General features: G+C 71.4%; 17 protein-coding genes. 14 read left to right on the forward strand and 3 right to left on the reverse strand.

Translation table 11 applies throughout. From position 1 onward, the window contains the following. The first annotated feature begins 21 nt into the window (after positions 1–21). The 12 genes from pcaF to ACX27O_RS13395 all read left to right on the forward strand — a co-directional run bounded on the left by pcaF (position 22) and on the right by ACX27O_RS13395 (position 15,948). A complete protein-coding gene (gene pcaF, locus ACX27O_RS13340) occupies positions 22–1,227 on the forward strand; it encodes a 3-oxoadipyl-CoA thiolase (protein WP_210865783.1) in 1,206 nt (401 codons plus the stop codon). A 110-nt stretch (positions 1,228–1,337) separates the two neighbouring features. Next, positions 1,338–2,150 (forward strand): SAM-dependent methyltransferase, encoded by an 813-nt coding sequence (locus tag ACX27O_RS13345; RefSeq protein ID WP_030337630.1) that lies wholly within the window; start codon positions 1,338–1,340, stop codon positions 2,148–2,150. Positions 2,151–2,286: 136 nt separating this feature from the next. Further along, positions 2,287–4,401: a putative bifunctional diguanylate cyclase/phosphodiesterase gene (locus ACX27O_RS13350; RefSeq protein WP_358130974.1), complete on the forward strand. Its 2,115-nt coding sequence runs from the start codon at positions 2,287–2,289 to the stop codon at positions 4,399–4,401. Between the two features lie 46 nt (positions 4,402–4,447). Next, on the forward strand, positions 4,448–4,948 hold the full coding sequence (locus tag ACX27O_RS13355) for a DUF456 domain-containing protein (protein WP_030337628.1): 501 nt from the start codon (positions 4,448–4,450) through the stop codon (positions 4,946–4,948). Positions 4,949–5,241: 293 nt separating this feature from the next. After that, a complete protein-coding gene (locus ACX27O_RS13360; protein ID WP_030337627.1) occupies positions 5,242–6,795 on the forward strand; it encodes an amino acid permease in 1,554 nt (517 codons plus the stop codon). A gap of 72 nt (positions 6,796–6,867) precedes the next feature. After that, positions 6,868–7,281, forward strand: a complete 414-nt coding sequence (locus tag ACX27O_RS13365; protein WP_030337626.1) for a hypothetical protein — start codon at positions 6,868–6,870, stop codon at positions 7,279–7,281. Between the two features lie 223 nt (positions 7,282–7,504). Further along, the gene (locus ACX27O_RS13370; protein WP_030337625.1) at positions 7,505–8,869 is read left to right on the forward strand and encodes a glutamine synthetase family protein; all 1,365 of its coding nucleotides are present in this window, start codon (positions 7,505–7,507) and stop codon (positions 8,867–8,869) included. Positions 8,870–8,979: 110 nt separating this feature from the next. Next, the gene (locus ACX27O_RS13375; RefSeq protein WP_030337624.1) at positions 8,980–10,335 is read left to right on the forward strand and encodes an aldehyde dehydrogenase family protein; all 1,356 of its coding nucleotides are present in this window, start codon (positions 8,980–8,982) and stop codon (positions 10,333–10,335) included. Positions 10,336–10,340: 5 nt separating this feature from the next. After that, positions 10,341–11,108: a 3-oxoacyl-ACP reductase gene (locus tag ACX27O_RS13380; RefSeq protein WP_458939509.1), complete on the forward strand. Its 768-nt coding sequence runs from the start codon at positions 10,341–10,343 to the stop codon at positions 11,106–11,108. A 9-nt stretch (positions 11,109–11,117) separates the two neighbouring features. Then, the gene (locus ACX27O_RS13385) at positions 11,118–11,498 is read left to right on the forward strand and encodes a gamma-glutamyl-gamma-aminobutyrate hydrolase family protein (RefSeq protein ID WP_458939510.1); all 381 of its coding nucleotides are present in this window, start codon (positions 11,118–11,120) and stop codon (positions 11,496–11,498) included. A gap of 47 nt (positions 11,499–11,545) precedes the next feature. Continuing rightward, on the forward strand, positions 11,546–12,097 hold the full coding sequence (locus tag ACX27O_RS13390) for a pyridoxamine 5'-phosphate oxidase family protein (protein ID WP_030337621.1): 552 nt from the start codon (positions 11,546–11,548) through the stop codon (positions 12,095–12,097). Between the two features lie 194 nt (positions 12,098–12,291). Beyond that, positions 12,292–15,948 (forward strand): SpoIIE family protein phosphatase, encoded by a 3,657-nt coding sequence (locus ACX27O_RS13395; RefSeq protein WP_458939511.1) that lies wholly within the window; start codon positions 12,292–12,294, stop codon positions 15,946–15,948. A 57-nt stretch (positions 15,949–16,005) separates the two neighbouring features. Here ACX27O_RS13395 and ACX27O_RS13400 read toward each other — a convergent pair whose 3' ends face one another. Next, positions 16,006–16,320 carry an STAS domain-containing protein gene (locus ACX27O_RS13400; RefSeq protein ID WP_030337619.1) on the reverse strand — a complete coding sequence of 105 codons (315 nt, stop codon included), beginning with the start codon at positions 16,318–16,320 and terminating at the stop codon, positions 16,006–16,008. Between the two features lie 95 nt (positions 16,321–16,415). Here ACX27O_RS13400 and map point away from each other — a divergent pair, with 95 nt between their 5' ends. After that, the gene (gene map, locus ACX27O_RS13405; RefSeq protein WP_030337618.1) at positions 16,416–17,273 is read left to right on the forward strand and encodes a type I methionyl aminopeptidase; all 858 of its coding nucleotides are present in this window, start codon (positions 16,416–16,418) and stop codon (positions 17,271–17,273) included. A gap of 283 nt (positions 17,274–17,556) precedes the next feature. Then, positions 17,557–18,270: a VIT1/CCC1 transporter family protein gene (locus tag ACX27O_RS13410; RefSeq protein WP_030337617.1), complete on the forward strand. Its 714-nt coding sequence runs from the start codon at positions 17,557–17,559 to the stop codon at positions 18,268–18,270. 6 nt (positions 18,271–18,276) lie between these two features. Here the strand turns inward: ACX27O_RS13410 and ACX27O_RS13415 are convergent, their stop codons facing one another. Continuing rightward, entirely contained in the window at positions 18,277–19,005 is a 729-nt protein-coding gene (locus tag ACX27O_RS13415; RefSeq protein WP_030337616.1) for a hypothetical protein, read from the reverse strand. 29 nt (positions 19,006–19,034) lie between these two features. Then, positions 19,035–19,535 (reverse strand): nitroreductase/quinone reductase family protein, encoded by a 501-nt coding sequence (locus ACX27O_RS13420; protein ID WP_036412576.1) that lies wholly within the window; start codon positions 19,533–19,535, stop codon positions 19,035–19,037. Between the last annotated feature and the right edge of the window lie 3 nt (positions 19,536–19,538).

Genomic DNA, 19,538 nt, shown 5'->3' on the forward strand with positions numbered 1-19,538 from the left:
TGCACCCCCTAAGGACTCGCGATGACCGTGGCATACCTGGTGGCCGGTGTCCGTACCCCGATCGGCCGGTACGCGGGCGCGCTGGCCGGCGTCCGCCCCGACGACCTGGCCGCGCACGTGATCCGTGAACTGGTCGCCCGCCACCCCTCGGTGGACTGGGCGCGGGTCGACGACGTCGTGCTCGGCTGCGCCAACCAGGCCGGCGAGGACAACCGCAACGTGGCCCGGATGGCGGCGCTGCTGGCCGGCCTGCCCGAGGAGGTGCCGGGCGGCACCGTCAACCGGCTCTGCGGCTCGGGGCTGGACGCGCTCGCCACCGCCGCCCGATCCATCGTCGCCGGGGACGCGGAGCTGGTGATCGCCGGCGGGGTGGAGAGCATGAGCCGGGCGCCGTTCGTCATGCCGAAGGCGACGTCGGCGTACTCCCGCTCGGCGGAGGTGTACGACACCACGCTGGGCTGGCGGTTGGTGAACCCGTTGATGCGTGACGGCTGGGGTGTCGACTCGATGCCGGAGACGGCGGAGAACGTGGCCGCCGAGTACGGCGTCAGCCGGGCCGAGCAGGACGCCTTCGCGTACCGCTCGCAGCAGCGCGCGGCCAAGGCACAGGCCGACGGCCGCTTCGCCGAGGAGATCGTGGCGGTGTCCGTGCCGGCCGGTCGTCGGGAGACCCGGCTTGTCGAGGTCGACGAGCACCCCCGGGAGACCACGCTCGCGAAGCTGGCCGCGCTGCCCACCCCGTTCCGCGACGGTGGCACGGTCACCGCCGGCAACTCCTCGGGCGTCAACGACGGCGCGGTCGCGCTGCTGGTGGCCAGCGAGGCGGCGGTTTCCCGGTACGGCCTGACCCCGCTGGCCCGGATCGTCGGTGCCGCGGTGGCCGGTGTGCCGCCGCGGATCATGGGGATCGGCCCGGTGCCGGCCACCCGCAAGCTGCTCGACCGCGTCGGCGTCGGGTTGGACGCCGTGGACGTGGTGGAGCTGAACGAGGCGTTCGCCGCGCAGTCCGTGGCGGTGCTGCGTGAACTGGGGCTGCCGGTGGACGCCGACCACGTCAACCCGAACGGTGGGGCCATCGCGCTGGGGCACCCGCTCGGTGCCAGCGGGGCACGGCTGGCGCTGACCGCCGCCCTGGAGCTGCGCCGTCGCGGCGGCCGACGGGCGCTGGCCACCATGTGCATCGGCGTTGGTCAAGGCATCTCGCTGTTGCTGGAGTCAGCCGCCTAGAGTGGTCCACACCACACGACCCGCGGGTCGGCCGGCGCTCGCGCGTGCCCGTGGCACGCCCGTCCGCCGGTGCCGTCCCGCGCCGCGGCGATGAACTGGGGAGCACACTGATGCCGGACGGACTGCCGACCGAGATCGATCTGACCAGGCCGAGCGCGGCCCGGGTGTATGACTACTTTCTGGGTGGGGCGCACAACTTCGAGATCGACCGGCAGCTGGCCGAACAGATCGCCAGCATGACCCCGAATCTCGCCGCCACCATGCGGTCCGGTCGGGAGTTCCTCCGCCGGGCCGTCCGGGTGCTGCTCGACGCCGGCATCGACCAGTTTCTCGACATCGGCTCCGGGATCCCCACCGTGGGCAACGTGCACGAGGTGGCGCAGGGAGTGAACCCCAAGGCCCGCGTGGTGTACGTCGACATCGACCCGGTGGCCGTCGCGCACAGCCGGGAGCTGCTCGCCGGCAACGAGCTGACCGGGGTGATCCACGCCGACCTGCGGGAGCCGGAGCGGATCCTCGCCGAGACCCGACAGCTCGGGCTGATCGACTTCAGTCGCCCGGTGGGCATCCTGCTGGCCGGGGTGGTGCACTTCATCCCGGACGCCGACCGTCCCGAGGCGATCCTGGCCACCCTGCGGGAGGCCGCCGCGCCGGGCAGCTTCCTGGTCATCTCGCACTCCACCTTCGAGGACCAGCCGCAGGAGATGCTGGACGCCCAGCGGCTCTCCGCCCGTACCGCCACCGAGATCACCCTGCGCTCCCGCGCACAGGTCACCGGTTTCTTCGGCGACTGGACCGTCCTGGAACCGGGTGTCGTGCACATGCCGCTCTGGCGTCCCGACTCACCGTCCGACGTGGACGAGCACCCGGAGCGGTTCGGCGCCTTCGGAGGCGTCGCCCGGTACGACCAGCCCGCCGGCTGACCCCGTGGCCGCCGTCCCGGACCCCGCCGGGGTCGACGCCGGCCGGGACCCCGCCGGGGTCGACGCCGGCCGGGACCCCGCCGGGGTCGACGCCGGCCGGGACCCCGCCGGGGTCGTTGCCGGCTGGGCCGATGCCGTGGGGTACGCCGCCGACTGGGCCCGCGCGGTGCGCCGTCTCGGTTTCGTGCCACTGAGCCTGGCCGAGACCGAGCGGCTGCTGCTGGCGCACACGGTCCGGCTGGCCCAGGCGATACGGGCGGAGCCGTTCAGCGTCGGCCCCGCCGAGGAGGTCGGGCGGGCCCTGGTGGAGGCGCACCTCACCGAGCCGCAGGCGCTGGAGTGGACGCTGCACGCGCTCGGCGCGACCTTCGGGCGGCGAGTTCTCAGCGACGGTGACCGGCCGGCCGACCTCGCCGACCGGATCGCCGCGATGCAGGGCGGCCTGGCCGCCGGGTTCGCCCGCGCGCTGCGCGACCGCACCTTCAGCCAGCAGGAGCGCATCGCCCGGTCGGCGTGGCAGGCGCGTGACGAGGTGGAGCAGGCGCTGCGCGCCAGTGAGGCGCGGTTCCGGGCGGTGTTCACCGGAGCCGCGATCGGGATCGGCATCGCCGGCGTGGACGGCCGGATCATCGACGTCAACCAGGCGTTCGCCGACATGCTCGGCTACTCGATCGAGGAGTTGCGCGAGATCAACGTGGCGGGGCTGTTCCACGCCGACGACGCCGCCGGGATGTGGGAGCTCTACCAGGAACTGATCGAGGGCAAGCACGACGCGGTCCGGGTGGAGAAGCGCTACTACCGCAAGGACGGCAGCGTGGTCTGGACGGATCTGGCCGTCTCACTGATCCGACACGAGGGACGGCCACGATTCACCGTCGCGATGATGGAGGACATCACCGAGCGGTACCAACTCCAGCAGCGCCTGCGTTTCCAGGCGCTGCACGACCCGCTGACCGGGCTGCCCAACCGGACGTTGTTCTTCGAGACGTTGGGACGGGTGCTGGACACCGCGGGTGTCGGGCAGCGGGTCGGGGTGTGCTTCCTCGACCTGGACGGCTTCAAGGCGATCAACGACAGCCTCGGTCACGACCTCGGTGACCGGCTGCTGGTGATGATCGGTCGCAGGCTGGCCGCGTGCGTGGCCGACCACGGTCACCTGGTTGCCCGGATGGGGGGCGACGAGTTCGTGATCCTCGTCGCGGGCGGCGACGACGCCGACGACCCGGTCGCCGTCGCCGAGGCCGCGCTGGCCGCCGTCGCGGCCCCGGTCCACGTCGGTGAGCACCAGTTGGCCGTCTCGGCCAGTGTGGGCATCGTGCAGTGCCCCGCCTCGGAAACCACCGCGTCGGAGCTGATGAAGGCCGCGGACACCACGCTCTACTGGGCCAAGGCGGCGGGCCGGGGCCGGTGGGCGGTCTACGACCCCGAGCGCGGCGCCCGGGACATCGCCCGGTCGGCGCTGGTCGCCGGGTTGCCCGCCGCACTCGACCGGGGCGAGTTCGTGTTGCACTACCAGCCGATCGTGTCGCTGCTGGAGGGCAGCATGCTCGCGGTGGAGGCGCTGGTCCGTTGGGAGCACCCGGAGCTGGGCCTGATCGGGCCGGACCGGTTCATCGGGCTGGCCGAGGAGACCGGCCTGATCGTCCGGCTCGGCGAGTGGGTGCTGCGGCGGGCCTGCGCGGACGCCGAGCGGTGGTGGCGGGAGTTCCCGGACGCCCGGCTGGTGGTCAGCGTCAACCTCGCCGCGCGGCAGGCCGACGAACCCGCCATCGTGGACACTGTGGCCGACGCGTTGCGGACCAGTGGGCTGCCCGCCGAGCTGCTCCAGCTGGAGTTGACCGAGAGCGCCGTGATGGGCAGCGCCGGAGAGCCGCTGCGCAGCCTGCACCGGCTCGCCGCGCTCGGTGTCCGGCTGGCAGTGGACGACTTCGGCACCGGTTACTCCAACCTGGCGTACCTGCGCCGGTTGCCGATCCACTGCCTGAAGCTCGCCGGCCCGTTCGTCGAGGGCATCCGCGCGGACGGGACCGACGAGGCCGCCGACCACCGCGACGAACGGATCGTCGACGCGTTGGTCCGGTTGGCGCACGCCCTGGAGCTGTGGGTCACGGCCGAGGCGGTGGAGACCGGCGTGCAGGCGGAACGGCTGCGGGCGCTGCGCTGCGACACCGGGCAGGGCCGCTTCTTCGGTGCCCCGGCCCCGGCTGACGCGATCACCGCCCGGCTGCGTGGCGACGGAGCACTGCCGTGAGCGGGGGACCGTTGCGGTCTGGTCGGCGGCGACGGAGGGTGGCGGCGTGGACCTGACGGACTCGCAGACGGTGGTGACCGTGGTGGCCGGGCTGGCCATCCTGGCCGGGTTGGCCGGCGTGGTGGTGCCTGGTCTGCCGGCGCTGCCGCTGTGCTGGGGTGGCGTGCTGGTCTGGGCCGTGTTCGGCGGTGCCGGGCTGGGTGGCTGGGCGGTGTTCGCCGCCGCCACACTCGTCGCCGCGACCGGCGCCGTGATCAAGTACGCGTGGCCTGGCCGGAACCTGAAGCGCACCGGTGTGCCGACGTCCACGCTGCTCGCCGGCGGGGTGCTCGGCATCATCGGGTTCTTCGTGGTGCCGTTCGTCGGGTTGGTGCTCGGCTTCGTGGCGGGGGTGTGGGCGGCGGAGCGGCTGCGGCTGGGCAGCAACCAGCTCGCCTGGCCGTCCACCGTGCAGGCCCTCAAGGCCGCCGGCCTGTCGATCCTTGTGGAGTTCCTGGCCGGCCTGCTCATCGCCGCCCTCTGGGTGGCCGGCCTCCTCCTGACCTGACCTGCCCCCCAACCCGGAGGTTGGGGGGCGCGGGGCACTTTTGGGTACGGGCGGCGTGCCCGTGCGTGAGAGAGAGGCGTGCCCCGCGCCACCGGTGTCGGGCGGTCCGAGCGCCCGGGGTGGGGCCCTGATCGGGCCTGGTCACTGGTCCAGGATGCGGGCCGGGGTGGCTGGACGGCAACGCAATTAGCCCACCGGGAGTGAGATTCCCACCGACTACGTATTGACCGCCTTGATCGGCCGGGTCGACACTTTGCCCACTCGCACGCGGAACCACCTCAGGGAGGTGTGCAGTGGCCACGACGCCCGTGCCGACCGCCGAGCAACCGATGGACGACGACGCCCGACGGCTCGCTGAACTCGGCTACAAACAGGAACTACGCCGCAAGTGGAGTGGCTTCTCCAACTTCGCCATCTCCTTCTCGATCATCTCGATCCTGGCCGGTTGCTTCACCACCTTCGGTCAGGCGTGGAACAACGGCGGGCCGGTCGCCATCTCCTGGGGCTGGCCGCTGATCTCGCTGTTCATCCTGATCATCGGCTTCTGCATGGCGGAACTGGTGTCGGCGTACCCGACAGCGGGCGGGATCTACTGGTGGGCGGCCACCATGGGTCGTCCCGTGCACGGCTGGTTCACCGGCTGGCTGAACCTGATCGGTCTGGTGGCGGTCACCGCCTCGGTCGACTACGGCTGCGCGACGTTTCTCAACCTCACCCTGTCGGCGCTCTTCGACGGCTGGGCCGGGACGCTGCGGCAGGCGTTCATGCTCTTCGTGATCATCCTGGTGCTGCACGGGCTGATCAACATCTTCGGGCACCGGATCATCGACGTACTCCAGAACGTCTCGGTCTGGTGGCACGTGGCCGGCGCGGCCGTCGTGGTGGCCATCCTGGTCTTCGTTCCCGACAACCACCAGAGCTTCCAGTTCGTGTTCACCGAGCGGTTCAACAACTCCGGCTTCGGTGACGGCGACATCGGCGGGCTGACGTTCTGGTTCTACGTGCTGCCGCTGGGTTTCCTGCTCACCCAGTACACGATCACCGGCTTCGACGCCTGCGCGCACGTCTCCGAGGAGACCCGGGGCGCCTCGCAGGCCGCGGCCCGTGGCCTCTGGCAGTCGATCTTCTACTCGGCGGTCGGTGGCTGGATCCTGCTGCTGGCGTTCCTCTTCGCGGCCACCGACGTCGAGGCGGTCAACGCCGCGGGCGGCTTCTCCGGCGCCATCTTCGAGTCCGCGTTGACCCCGGTCTTCTTCAAGATCGTCATCATCATCTCCACCATCGGCCAGTTCTTCTGCGGCATGAGCTGCGTGACCTCGATGAGCCGCATGGCGTACGCGTTCAGTCGGGACCGGGCGGTGCCCGGATGGCGGCTCTGGTCGACCGTCGACCGCAACGGCACCCCGGTCAACGCCATCATCGGCGCCACGCTGGCCGGTCTGGTGCTGACCCTGCCGGCGCTCTACGAGAGCTCCGCCGGCATCCCGATCGCCTTCTACGCGGTGGTCTCCGTCGCGGTGCTCGGGCTCTACCTGTCGTTCCTCATCCCGATCGCGCTGCGGCTGCGGATGGGCGACCGGTTCGTCCCCGGGCCGTGGACGCTGGGCCGCAGGTACAAGCTGCTCGGCTGGATCGCGGTGATCGAGATCGCGATCATCGCCGTGTACTTCGTGCTGCCGATCGTGCCCGCCGGGGTGCCCGGCAACGACGGGTTCACCTGGTCGGCGGTGAACTACGCGCCGTTGGCCGTGGGCGGGGTGCTGCTGGTCGTTGCCGTCTGGTGGTACGCCTCGGCCCGCAAGTGGTTCACCGGCCCGGTCCGCACTGTCGACGAACGTCGTGAGTGATCGGTGACCGTCGAGGAGCGGCTCTGAACTCGTCCAACTTCCGGCGGGCGAGAGTTCAAGGGATGTGAGCGCATGATCCGCAACGAAATCACCGCTGAGCTTGAGGCGCCGGACCGGCTGTTCCAGATCACGCACGTCAGTCGGACGCACACCCAGCTGTGGCTCCAGGCAGATGCCAGCTCCACCCACGAGTACCGGCTTGAGGTGCTGTTCCAGGACGTGACGTACCTGTGCACGCCGTTCGTGCTGCGCGGCCTGTCGCTGCGCAGGGCGCATCCCGAGCAGACGCGCCGTCTGACGGGGCTGCACGAACTGGCGGTCGAACCCGGGTGGGGCGTCTATCTGCTGTCCCGCAGCCACGACTGGTTCGTGGTTTCGTCGAGCCCTCTGTGGGCCGAGGCGAAACTGAGCTACTCGGCCGAGCCGGTGTTCTGGTCGTACACCGGCAAGGAGGACATCGTGGTGTCGATGGGGACTGTGAAGTGACGTGAGGGTGGGGCCGGCGTTCGGAGTTCGGACACCGGCCTCGCCGTGTCACCTCGGCGGCGACCGACGGCTCCCGGTCTGCCCGGATGTGCATCGCACCAAGCCCGGGCGCGGCGACGAACGATCGGACGACGCGGACGAACTCGCGGTTTCGTTCCCAGGCGGCACGGGGCATTGACGGTGATCCGGTTTGCCAGTAGACCTTGGTGATGGAGGCCCGCGAATGAGGAAAGCACCGCTCACGCTGGAACAACTGCGGGTCGCCGTCGCCGAGGGTGAGATCGACACCGTGGTGCTGGCCCTCGTCGACATGCAGGGTCGCCTCCAGGGGAAACGGTTTCACGCGCCGTTCTTCCTCGATCAGGTCGCCGAGCACGGCAGCGAGGGGTGCAACTACCTGCTCGCCGTCGACGTGGACATGAACACCGTCGACGGGTACGCGATGTCGAGCTGGGACCGCGGCTACGGCGACTTCGCGATGGTGCCCGACTTCGCGACCCTGCGCCGGATGCCCTGGCAGCCCGGCTCCGCCCTGCTGCTGGCCGACCTGACCTGGCTGGACGGCTCGGGTGACGTGGTCGCCTCGCCCCGGCAGATCCTGCGCCGGCAACTGGACCGGCTGGCCGAGCACGGGCTGACCGCGTACGCCGGCACCGAGCTGGAGTTCGTGCTGTTCCGCGACTCGTACGAGGACGCCTGGCGGCGCGGCTACCGCGACCTGACCCCGGCGAACCAGTACAACGTGGACTATTCCCTGCTCGGCACCGCCCGGGTGGAGCCGCTGCTGCGCCGCATCCGCACCGAGATGGCCGGCGCCGGGCTCACCCCGGAGAGCGCCAAGGGCGAGTGCAACCTGGGCCAGCACGAGATCGCCTTCCGGTACGACGAGGCGGTGGCCTGCGCCGACCACCACGTCATCTACAAGAACGGGGCCAAGGAGATCGCCGCCCAGGAGGGCATGGCGATCACCTTCATGGCCAAGCCGAACGAGCGGGAGGGCAACTCCTGCCACATCCACTTCTCGCTGCGGGACTCGTCGGGTTCGTCGGCGATGCTCGGCGACGGGCCGGCGCACCTGTCGGCGACCGGGCAGCGGGTGCTCGCCGGGCTGTTGGCCACCATGCGGGAGTTCAGCCTGCTCTTCGCCCCGAACATCAACTCCTACAAGCGGTATCAGCCGGGCTCGTTCGCCCCGACCGCGCTGCGCTGGGGCGTCGACAACCGCACCTGCGCGTTGCGGGTGGTCGGGCACGGGCAGGGCATGCGGGTGGAGAACCGGGTGCCCGGCGCCGACGTCAACCCGTACCTGGCGATCGCCGGGCTGGTCGCCGGCGCGTTGCACGGCATCGACGGTGAGTTGGAGTTGGGGCAGGAGTGCACCGGCAACGCGTACGACGACCCGGAGGCGGAGCGTGTCCCCACCACGTTGCGCGACGCCCTGGCCCTGTGGGAGGGCTCGACGGTGGCCCGCGAGGCGTTCGGCGACGAGGTCGTGGCCCACTACGCCAACCAGGCGAGGGTCGAGCTGGCGGCCTTCGACGCCGCGGTGACGGACTGGGAGCTGACCCGTGGCTTCGAACGCCTCTGACCCCCCGAAACCCGCCGCGATCTTGCACTTTGTGTCGCCGGTCTGCGTACAGATAAGGCTTTTGCCCGGGCAGAAACTGCAAGATCGCGTAGGGGAGGGGTGGGTGGGGCGTGACAGTTGTTGTTGACCCGGCCTCGGGGCAGGGGTTTCGGGAGGTTCCTGGGGCCACGGTGGGGGACGTCGACGCCGCGATCTCGCGGGCGGCGGCCGCGTTCGAGGCGTGGCGGGGCGTCGCGCCGGGGGACCGGGCGCGGTTGCTGCGGCGGTTCGCCGCCGTTGTGGACGCGCACGTGGACGAGCTGGCCGGGCTGGAGGTGCGCAACTCCGGGCACACCATCGGCAACGCCCGCTGGGAGGCCGGCAACGTCCGTGACGTGCTCGACTACTACGCCGGAGCCCCGGAGCGGCTGACCGGCCGGCAGATCCCCGTGCCCGGTGGGCTGGACGTCACCTTCCACGAGCCACTCGGTGTGGTCGGCGTGATCGTGCCCTGGAACTTCCCCATGCCGATCGCCGCCTGGGGGTTCGCCCCGGCGCTCGCCGCCGGCAACACAGTGGTGCTCAAACCCGCCGAGTTGACTCCGCTCACCGCGCTGCGCCTGGCCGAGCTGGCCCGTGAGGCGGGCCTGCCCGACGACGTCTTCACAGTGATCCCGGGAGCCGGTGACGTGGTGGGGGAACGGTTCGTCAGCCACCCGGCGGTCCGCAAGATCTGCTTCACCGGCTCCACCGAGGTCGGCACCCGGATCATGGCCGGCTGCGCCGCCCAGGTGAAGCGACTCACCCTGGAGTTGGGCGGCAAGAGCGCGAACATCGTGTTCGCCGACGCCGACCTGGAACGCGCCGCCGCCACCGCGCCGGGCGCGGTCTTCGACAACGCCGGCCAGGACTGCTGCGCACGGTCGCGGATCCTGGTCCAACGTCCGGTGTACGACCGGTTCCTGGAACTGCTCGAACCAGCGGTACGCGCGGTACGCGTCGAGGACCCGTCCCGCGACACCGCCGAGATGGGCCCGCTGATCTCCGCCGCCCAGCGGGACCGGGTCGCCGGTTACCTCACCGGTGCGACAGTCGCCTTCACCGGCTCCTGCCCCGACGGCGGCGGTTTCTGGCACGCGCCCACGGTGCTGCTGGCCGACTCGCCAGCCGACCGGCACTGGCGGGAGGAGATCTTCGGCCCGGTGGTCTCGGTGCTGCCGTTCGACGACGAGGCGGACGCGATCCGGCTCGCCAACGACACCGAGTACGGCCTCTCCGGCTCGATCTGGACCCGGGACGTCGGTCGGGCCCTGCGCCTGGCCCGTGCCGTCGACTCGGGCAACCTCAGCGTCAATTCGCACTCCTCGGTGCGCTACTGGACCCCGTTCGGCGGGATGAAGCGGTCCGGGCTCGGCCGTGAGCTGGGCCCGGACGCGCTGCACTCCTTCACCGACGTCAAGAACGTCTTCATCGCGACAGAGGAGTGAGGCCAGTGCAGGGTCGGTTGCAGGACCGGGTGGCAGTGGTCACCGGAGCGGGCAGCGGCATCGGGTTGGCCACCGTGCGACGGTTCGCCGCCGAGGGGGCCCGGGTGGTCTGCGTGGACATCGATACGGACGCCGGCGCGAAGGCCGCGCAGGAGTGCGGCGGCGAGTTCGTGGCCACCGACGTGGCCGACGAGTCGGCGGTACGCGACCTGTTCGACGGGGTGGCCGACCGGCACGGCCGGGTGGACATCGCGTTCAACAACGCCGGCATCTCACCGCCGGACGACGACTCCATCCTGGACACCGGCCTGGACGCCTGGGAGCGGGTGCTGCGGGTCAACACCACGAGCGTCTACCTGTGCTGCAAGTACGCCATTCCGCACATGCGGCGGCAGGGCAAGGGCTCGATCATCAACACCGCGTCGTTCGTGGCGTTGATGGGCGCGGCGACGTCGCAGATCGCGTACACCGCCAGCAAGGGCGGGGTGCTGGCGATGACCCGGGAGCTGGGGGTCCAGTTCGCCCGGGAGGGCATCCGGGTGAACGCGCTCTGCCCCGGCCCGGTCGCCACCCCGTTGCTGCTGGAGCTCTTCGCCGCCGACCCGGAACGGGCCGCCCGCCGGCTGGTGCACGTGCCGATGGGCCGCTTCGGGCAACCGGAGGAGATCTCCGCCGCGGTGGCGTTCCTGGCCAGTGACGACGCCTCGTTCATGACCGCCGCGCAGTTCGTGGTCGACGGTGGCATCACCGGCGCCTACGTGACCCCCCTGTGAGGAGCGCGGGTGTGCGAGCCCCGCAGTCGCGAACGGTGCCAACTCAGCGGAGGCCGCTGTGGCGCCCTGCACCAGCACCTGCCCGACGTGGTGGGTCACGAGGCGCACCGTCCGGCGCCCGGCGTGTACGGGGCGCACCCGGTGCGGATCGCGCCGGGGAGCCTGGCCGCGTCGGTGCTGGCGGGGGTCGACCAGGTCAACTCGTACCACCACCAGGCAGTGGCCGATCCGGGCCGGCTCACGGTGACCGGGTGGGCGGGGGACGGGGTGGTCGAGGCGGTGGAGGATCCGGCCCGGCCGTTCGTGCTCGGGGTGCAGTGGCATCCGGAGAACGAGCGGGATCCCCGTCCGATCACGGCGTTGGTGCGGGCGGCTGACCAGCGGGTGTGACTGAGATCGCCCCCGCCGGCCGATGGCGCGGATGGGAGGATCGACGGATGGGCAAGGTCTACCCGGAGATCGACGGTCGTCTGCGTGAGTTCATCGCGGCCCAGCCGCTCTTCTTCGTGGCCACCGCGCCGTCGGGTGCCGAGGGGCACGTCAACGTGTCGCCGAAGGGCATGCGGGGCACGTTCGTGATCCTCGGCCCGCACCGGGTGGCCTACCTCGACTATCACGGCAGCGGCGCGGAGACCATCGCCCACCTGCGGGACAACGGCCGGATCACGCTGATGTTCTGTGCCTTCGACGGCCCGCCGAAGATCGTCCGGTTGCACGGTCGGGGCAGCAGCGTCGCGGTGACCGAGGACGGGTTCGCCGATCGGCTCGCCGAGTTTCCGGCACCGCCGGACGTGCACGCCGTCCGGGCTGTCATCAGTGTCGAGGTGGAGCGGGTCAGTGACTCCTGCGGGTACGCGGTGCCACTGATGGACTTCCGGGCCGAACGTGATCTGTTGCTCACCTCACACTCCCGCCGCAGCACCGACGACCTGGTCGTCTACCGGGCCACCAAGAACGCGGCGAGCATCGACGGCCTGCCCGTCTTCTGACCCGTCAGCGCACTGGGGATCACCGCCGTTCGACGCCGTGGTCGTCCGTACTGTCCGGTGCCCGACGGTTCAGGCGTAGCTAACCAGCGTCGCGCGCCCGTGATGCGTTACGTTGCCGGTTCGCTTGGGTACAAGTCGGAGCACGGCGGGGTGAAGATCAACGGCTGAGGGGTACGGCCGGAGCGGGAGGCTGCATGAGCTCGGCCCAGGGGGGCGCGGACATCGGGCATCCCGGCGTGTCCGGTCACGAGATCTCCCCGATGCTGGCTGCCGCCTTCTCGGCCGGTGGCGAGATGGGCGACCGGTTGGCCCGCTTCGACTGGTCCTCCGGCCCGCTGGGTGAGCCCGGTCAGTGGCCCCCGGCGCTCACCACCGCGGTCGGGATGATGCTCGCCTCCAGTTCCCCGATCGTGATGTTCTGGGGCGACGAGCAGTTGGCCTTCTACAACGACGCGTACCGGCCGACCATCGGCGCCAAGCATCCGGACGTGATCGGCCAGCCGGCCCGCGCGTACTGGTCGGAGACGTGGGCGGTGCTCGGTCCGCTGCTCGACGGGGTACGGCGCACCGGGCGCTCCTACCGGGGCGAGGACCATCCCTTTCTGCTGGACCGGCACGGCTTCGTCGAGCAGACGTACTTCAACGTCTCGTACGACCCGATCCGGGGTGACGACGGTTCGGTCAGCGGCGTCTACTGCATCGTCAGCGAGACCACCGGGCGGGTGCTCGGTGAGCGCCGGCTGCGGGCGCTCTCCGAGCTGGGTGCCGAGCTGAGCGACATCGGCAGCGCCGTGGAGCTGGGCCGGACCGCCGCCGGGGTGCTCGGCCGGTACCGGGCCGACGTGCCGTTCGCCCTGATCTATCTGGTTGACGAGAGCGACCAGGTCATCCTGGCCGGCAGCACCGGCACCACCCCGCCCGCCGCTGATGTCACCCAGGTGCTGACCCGGTTGATCGCCGATGGTTCGCCCGCCACTGTCGAGGTGGCCGGTCTGCTCGACGCGTCGCCGGTCGACGCCGCCGACCAAGCCCTCGTGCTGCCGCTCACGGCGACCAACCAGACGGTCGGCGCGCTGATCGTCGGTGTGGCCCGCCAGCTGCCGCTCAGCGACGACTACCGCAACTTCTTCGGCCTGGTCGCCGCCCAGATCTCCAAGGCGCTCGGCACCCAGCGGGCGTACGAGGAGGAGCGGGCCCGGGCAGCCGAGCTGGCCGCGTTGGACCGGGCGAAGACCAACTTCTTCGCCAACGTCAGCCATGAGTTCCGCACCCCACTGACCCTGGTGCTCGGCCCGCTGGAGGACATGCTGGCCGACCCGGAGCTGCCCGCTGCCGAGACCGACCGGCTCACCATGATGCACCGCAACGCGCTGCGCCTGCTCAAGCTGGTCAACACCGTGCTGGACTTCTCCCGGCTGGAGTCGGGTCGGCTCGCCGCCCGCTACCAGCCCACCGATCTCGCCGGTTACACCGCCAGGCTGGCCAGCACCTTCCGCTCGGCCACCGACCGGGCCGGGTTGCGACTGGTGGTGGACTGTCCGCCGCTGCCCACTGCGGTCTTCGTCGACCGGGACATGTGGGAGAAGATCGTCCTCAACCTGGTGTCGAACGCTGTCAAGTTCACCTTCGACGGCGAGATCCGGGTGCGGATCCGGGCCGTGCAGGGCGCGGCCCGGCTGGAGGTGACGGACACCGGCATCGGCATCGTGCCGGAGGAGCTGCCGCACGTCTTCGAACGGTTCCACCGGGTGCCGGGGGTGTGGGCACGCACCCACGAGGGCACCGGCATCGGCCTCGCGCTGGTCCGGGAGCTGGTCGAGATGCACGGCGGTGAGGTCGGACTGACCAGTCAGGTCGACGTGGGCAGCACCTTCACGGTGACCGTTCCGTTCGGCTCGGCGCACCTGCCGGCGGAGCGGGTGGTGGCGTTCGACCCGCTGCCCGTCGGTGAGCCCGAGCAGGCCCGACTCTTCGTGGCGGAGACCGCGCTGTGGGCCGGTGTCGCGCCGGCACCCGAGGTCGACCGTCAGCCGGCGACGGCCCTGCCGGCCGGCCGGATCCTGGTCGTCGACGACAACGCCGACCTTCAGGAGCACGTCAGCCGGCTGCTCTCCCCGACCTGGGAGGTGGTCACCGCCAACGACGGGCTCGACGCCCTGCCGATGGCCCGCGAGGGCGGGTTCGACCTGGTGCTCACCGACGTGATGATGCCTCGGCTGGACGGGTTCGGGCTGGTGAGCGCGCTGCGCGCGGACCCGCGTACCCGGTATGTGCCGATCGTGCTGCTCTCCGCCCGAGCCGGCTCCGCGGAGGCCGTCGCCGGCCTCGCCGTCGGCGCCGACGACTACCTCACCAAGCCGTTCTCCGCCCAGGAGCTGATCGCCCGGGTGCGGGCCAACGTGGAACTGGGCCAGCTGCGCGGGCAGATCATCCGCCGGCTCCGGGCGTTGGCCGACGCGGCGGTGGCGGTGAACACCGCCCGATCCACCGCCGACGTGCTCCAGGTCGCCGCCCGGCACGCGTTGAGCCTCGCCGAGGCCGCCCGGGTGGTGGTCACCGCGGCCGAGGCCCGTTTCGAGGCGGACGGCGGCGGCATCACCGCCGCCGACCCGTCCTTCGTGGCCGAGCTGACCGGCACCGCCGGAAGGAGGCTCGGTGAGCTGCAGGTCTGGCGGGCGGACGGCGATGAGGCGCAGGCCGACGACGCGGCGCTGACCCAGCTGGCCCGGCTCGTCGGGGTGCGACTGGAGAACGCCCAGCTCTACGAAGCCGAACACCGGATCGCCACCACCCTGCAGCACAGCCTGCTGCCCCGATCGCTGCCCCAACTGCCCGGCGCGGTCGTGGCCAGCCGCTACCTGCCCGGCAGCGCCGACGTCGAGGTCGGCGGCGACTGGTACGACGCTGTCGCGTTGAACGGCGACGAACTGGTGCTGGTCATCGGGGACGTGGTCGGTAAGGGCGTTCCGGCCGCCGCGGCGATGGGCCAGCTGCGTAACGCGCTGCGGGCGTACGTGCTGGAGGGCTTCGATCCGGGTGAGTCGCTGACCCGGCTCAACCGGCTGGTCGGCTCCACCGAGGGCCGATCCTTCGCGACGGTGGTCTGTCTGATGTTCAACCCCCGCACCGGTCGACTGCGGTACGCGAGCGCCGGTCATCCGTCCCCACTGCTGATTACCGGAGGCGACGTGGCGTTCCTGCACGACCGGGCGCTCGGTCCACCGGTCGGCGCCCTTCCCGGTGCCACGTACGAGTCGGTCGAGGCCGAGTTGCCGGCCGGCAGTCGGCTGCTGCTCTACACCGACGGGCTGATCGAGGACCGTCAGATCGGCATCGACGCCTCACTGGCCCAGCTCCGCGTCGACGCGGCCGCCCCGAGTGAGCACGTGGTGGACCTGATCGACGCGGTGGTCGAGCGGGTCACCGGGCGGCCGCGCCGCGACGACGTCGCCGTCCTCGCCCTGGAGGCGGCGGAGCTGAACCGTTTCGCGCTGCGGCTGCCGGCGGACCCGACCCGGCTCAGCGTGCTGCGCAAGCGGTTGGAGGACTTCCTGGTCGCGCACTCCGTCGGCGAGACCGACCTGTTCGACCTGACCGTCGCCGTGTCCGAGGCCGCCGCCAACGCCATCGAGCACCCGATCCACCCCGCCGAGGCCATGATCAGTGTGGAGGTGGCCATCGAGGGTCGGACGGTGACGGCCACGGTGCGCGACAGCGGGCAGTGGCGGGAGTCGACCGGCTCCGGCTTCCGGGGCCGCGGCCTTGCCCTGATCAGAGCGCTCGGCGACCTGTCGGTGCAGCGTACCGATGAGGGCACCGAGGTGACGCTGCGCCGGCAGCTGCAGGACTGACCGCGCGCCCGGCGGCGGCCGGGCACAGTGGGCCGGCGGGAGACTGTGACGCCGACCCTAGGCCGGGTCGAGCCAGCTCTGCTCGCCGAGGCCGGAGATCTCCAGCACGCGACGGACCTGCCGGGACGGACGAACGGTGAGCGCGCCCGGAACCTGCTGGGCGAGCCGGACCAGGGCGTGGATGGCGGCCGAGTCGAAGAAGGTGACAGCGCTCAGGTCGAGAGTGATCTTCCCGGCGGGCTCGCGCAGGGCTGTCTGGAGCATCGTGTCCGCGGTCGCCATGTCGACCTCACCGGCTACCACCACGTAGAGGTGGCCATCGTCGAGTTCGGCGCTGGCGGAGAAGACAGGCGGTGCTTCCCCTTGATCCACGCAGACACCTTGACACAGCCGTCCAGACAGGGCAACAACCCCCACCGGGCGGCCGTGGCGCGGCTCACCGGCGGTCCCGGCGATAGGCTTGCGACATGACCGTCCGCCCGCCGCTGACACCAGGCACGCTCTCCCCGATGCGACCGGTGCCGTCCCAGATCGCCCGACCGGAGTACGTGGGCAAGACGCGCCCGCAACAGTGGCGTGGCTCGCACGTGCAGACGCCGGAGACCATCGAGAAGATGCGGGTCGCCAGCCGGCTCGCCGCCCAGGCCACCCAGCTCGCCGGCGAGCACTGCAAGCCCGGTGTGACCACCGACGAGATCGACAAGGTGGTGCACGAGTTCCTCTGCGACCACGGCGCGTACCCGTCGACGTTGGGCTACAAGGGCTTCCCGAAGTCCTGCTGCACCAGCCTGAACGAGGTCATCTGCCACGGCATTCCGGACTCCACGGTCCTGCAGGACGGCGACATCATCAACGTCGACGTGACCGCGTACATCGGTGGGGTGCACGGTGACACCGACGCCACCTTCTGCGTCGGAGAGGTCAGCGAAGAGGCCCGGCTGCTGGTCGAGCGGACCCACGAGGCGATGATGCGCGGCATCCGCGCGGTCGCCCCGGGCCGCCAGATCAACGTCGTGGGCCGGGTCATCGAGTCGTACGCCAAGCGGTTCGGCTACGGCGTGGTCCGCGACTTCACCGGCCACGGCATCGGCGAGGCATTCCACAGCGGCCTCTATGTGCCGCACTACGACAGCCCGCGTCCCACGGACATCATGGAGCCGGGCATGACGTTCACCATCGAGCCGATGATCACCCTGGGCACCTACCAGTACGACATGTGGGACGACGGATGGACCGTGGTCACCAAGGACCGGAAGTGGACGGCACAGTTCGAGCACACCATCGTGGTGACCGACGACGGCCACGAGATCCTGACGCTTCCGTGAGCGCGAGGAACGCAGCGCAGCGGAGTCCCGCAGTCGCGAACAGGGCCAGCGCGGTGAGCGCGAGGAACGCAGCGCAGCGGAGTCCCGCAGTCGCGAACAGGGCCAGCGCGGTGAGCGCGAGGAACGCAGCGCAGCGGAGTCCCGCAGTCGCGAACAGGGCCAGCGCGGTGAGCGCGAGGAACGCAGCGCAGCGGAGTCCCGCAGTCGCGAACAGGGCCAGCGCGGTGAGCGCGAGGAACGCAGCGCAGCGGAGTCCCGCAGTCGCGATCGAAGGGCAGGCGCCGTGACCGACACCCCGGCGGCGCTGCGTGAGGCGCACCACGCGGACGTCTCCGGCGGCTGGTTGCGCCCGGCCGTCTTCGGCGCGATGGACGGCCTGGTCACCAACATCGCCCTGATCGCCGGCGTCGGCGGCGGCGGGGTGTCGCCCCGCAGCATCGTGCTCACCGGCACCGCCGGCCTGGTGGCCGGCGCGATCTCGATGGGGCTCGGCGAGTACACCAGCGTGCGCTCCGCCAACGAGCAGGTCGCCGCCGAGGTGGCGAAGGAGCGCCGGGAGTTGGAACGGCACCCCGAGGCGGAGGCCCGGGAGCTGGCCGACGCGTGGGTGGCCCGGGGTCTGCCCCGGGACCTCGCCACCCAGGTCGCCGAGGCGGTGCGGCGCGACCCGGAGGAGGCGCTGCGGGTGCACGTCCGCGAGGAGTTGGGCGTCGACCCCGACGACCAGCCCAGCCCGTGGGCCGCGGCGATCTCGTCGTTCCTGTTCTTCTCGATCGGCGCGCTGGTTCCGCTGTTGCCGTACCTGCTCGGCGCCACCGAACTCTGGCTGACCCTCGCCGTCGGCGGGCTGGGGTTGTTCGTCGCCGGTGCCGTGGTGGCCCGCTTCACCAACCGTCCGTGGTGGACCAGTGGGCTGCGTCAGCTGCTGCTGGGCGCCGCAGCGGCCGGCGCCACCTATCTGATCGGCGCGCTGATCGGTGTGTCGGGCGGGCTGTGACGCGCGTCAGGTGCTGAGCAGCTCGTCGATGGTGCCGTCGACGGCGCGGCCCCGGGCGGCCAGCTCCTCGGCCTGCCGGGCCAGCACCACACCCACCTCGGTCATGTCCGCGCCGGCCAGACCGGTGCGGCGTACCGCGTCCCCCGGATCACGGAAGTAGGTGCGACTCAGCAGGCCGGTCACCGTGGCCGCCGCCAACCGGGCTTCACCGAGCATCAGCAGAGCCTGATCGGTCTCGTACCACTCGGCGAGCCGGGCCGCCCGGGAGTGCGCCGCGCTGCCCCGGTACCACGCCTGCCGGGCCGCGGAGCTGAACTCCGCCGGACGGGCCCGGGCCAGCCGGCCCAGATGTTCGTCGCGCAGCGTCCGCAACCAACCCGTCGGATCGTGCAACGCCTGCGTGGTGACGTACCGGTCGGCGGTCAGCGGCCACAGCGGGGTGAGCACCCGGGCCTGGGCCAGGTAGTCGTCGGCGGCGGCCACGGTCAGGTCGACGAGCACCCCGTCCACCCGCCGGGTCGCCGGTGGCGGGCCGGTCCCAGGTCGGTAGGTGACCACCAGCATGCCCGCCTCGCGGTCCCCACCGCCGTCGTCGTCACCGTGCGCCAGTGGCCCGTGCACCGCGATCGCGAGCACGTCGGCCGGGAACCGCCGCTGGACGGCCTCGGCGACCCGCTCCGCGACCGTCCACCGTCGGTCGTCGAGGCCCCGGTCGACACTGGCCTGTTCACTCACGGGTCCGCCTTTCGCTACCGAACGTCAGCCTAGCCAGCCGACGGCGGACCGTCGGGCGCGCCGCGCCCGGTCGGGGCCAGCCGGAAGATGTGGATCTCCCGGTCGCCGGCCCGCTGCACGTACGTCCGGTACGCGGGCCACTCGGTGACCAGCAGCTGCCACAACCGGTCCCGTTCGGCGCCGGTCGCCCGCTCGGCCCGCACCGCGACCCGCCGGCCCTTCACGTCCACCTCGGCGGCGGGATCGGCGAGCAGGTTCATCGCCCAACCGGGGTGGTGCGTCTGCCCCCAGTTGGAGCCGATCACGACGTACGCGTCGCCGTCGGGCACGTAGACGAGCGGATTGCTGCGCGGCTTGCCGGAGCGGCGGCCGGTCGTGGTGATCACCAGGGACGGGATCAGGCCGAGCGCTACCACCCGGCCCCGGGTGAGGCGACCGACCACCCGATCGGCGGGGACCAACAGCCGTGCGGCCGCGCCGAACCAACGATGATGACCGAGCCGACGGGTGACTCTTCCCAGCACTGACACGCC

It is taken from the genome of Micromonospora sp. SD19, assembly GCF_054462275.1.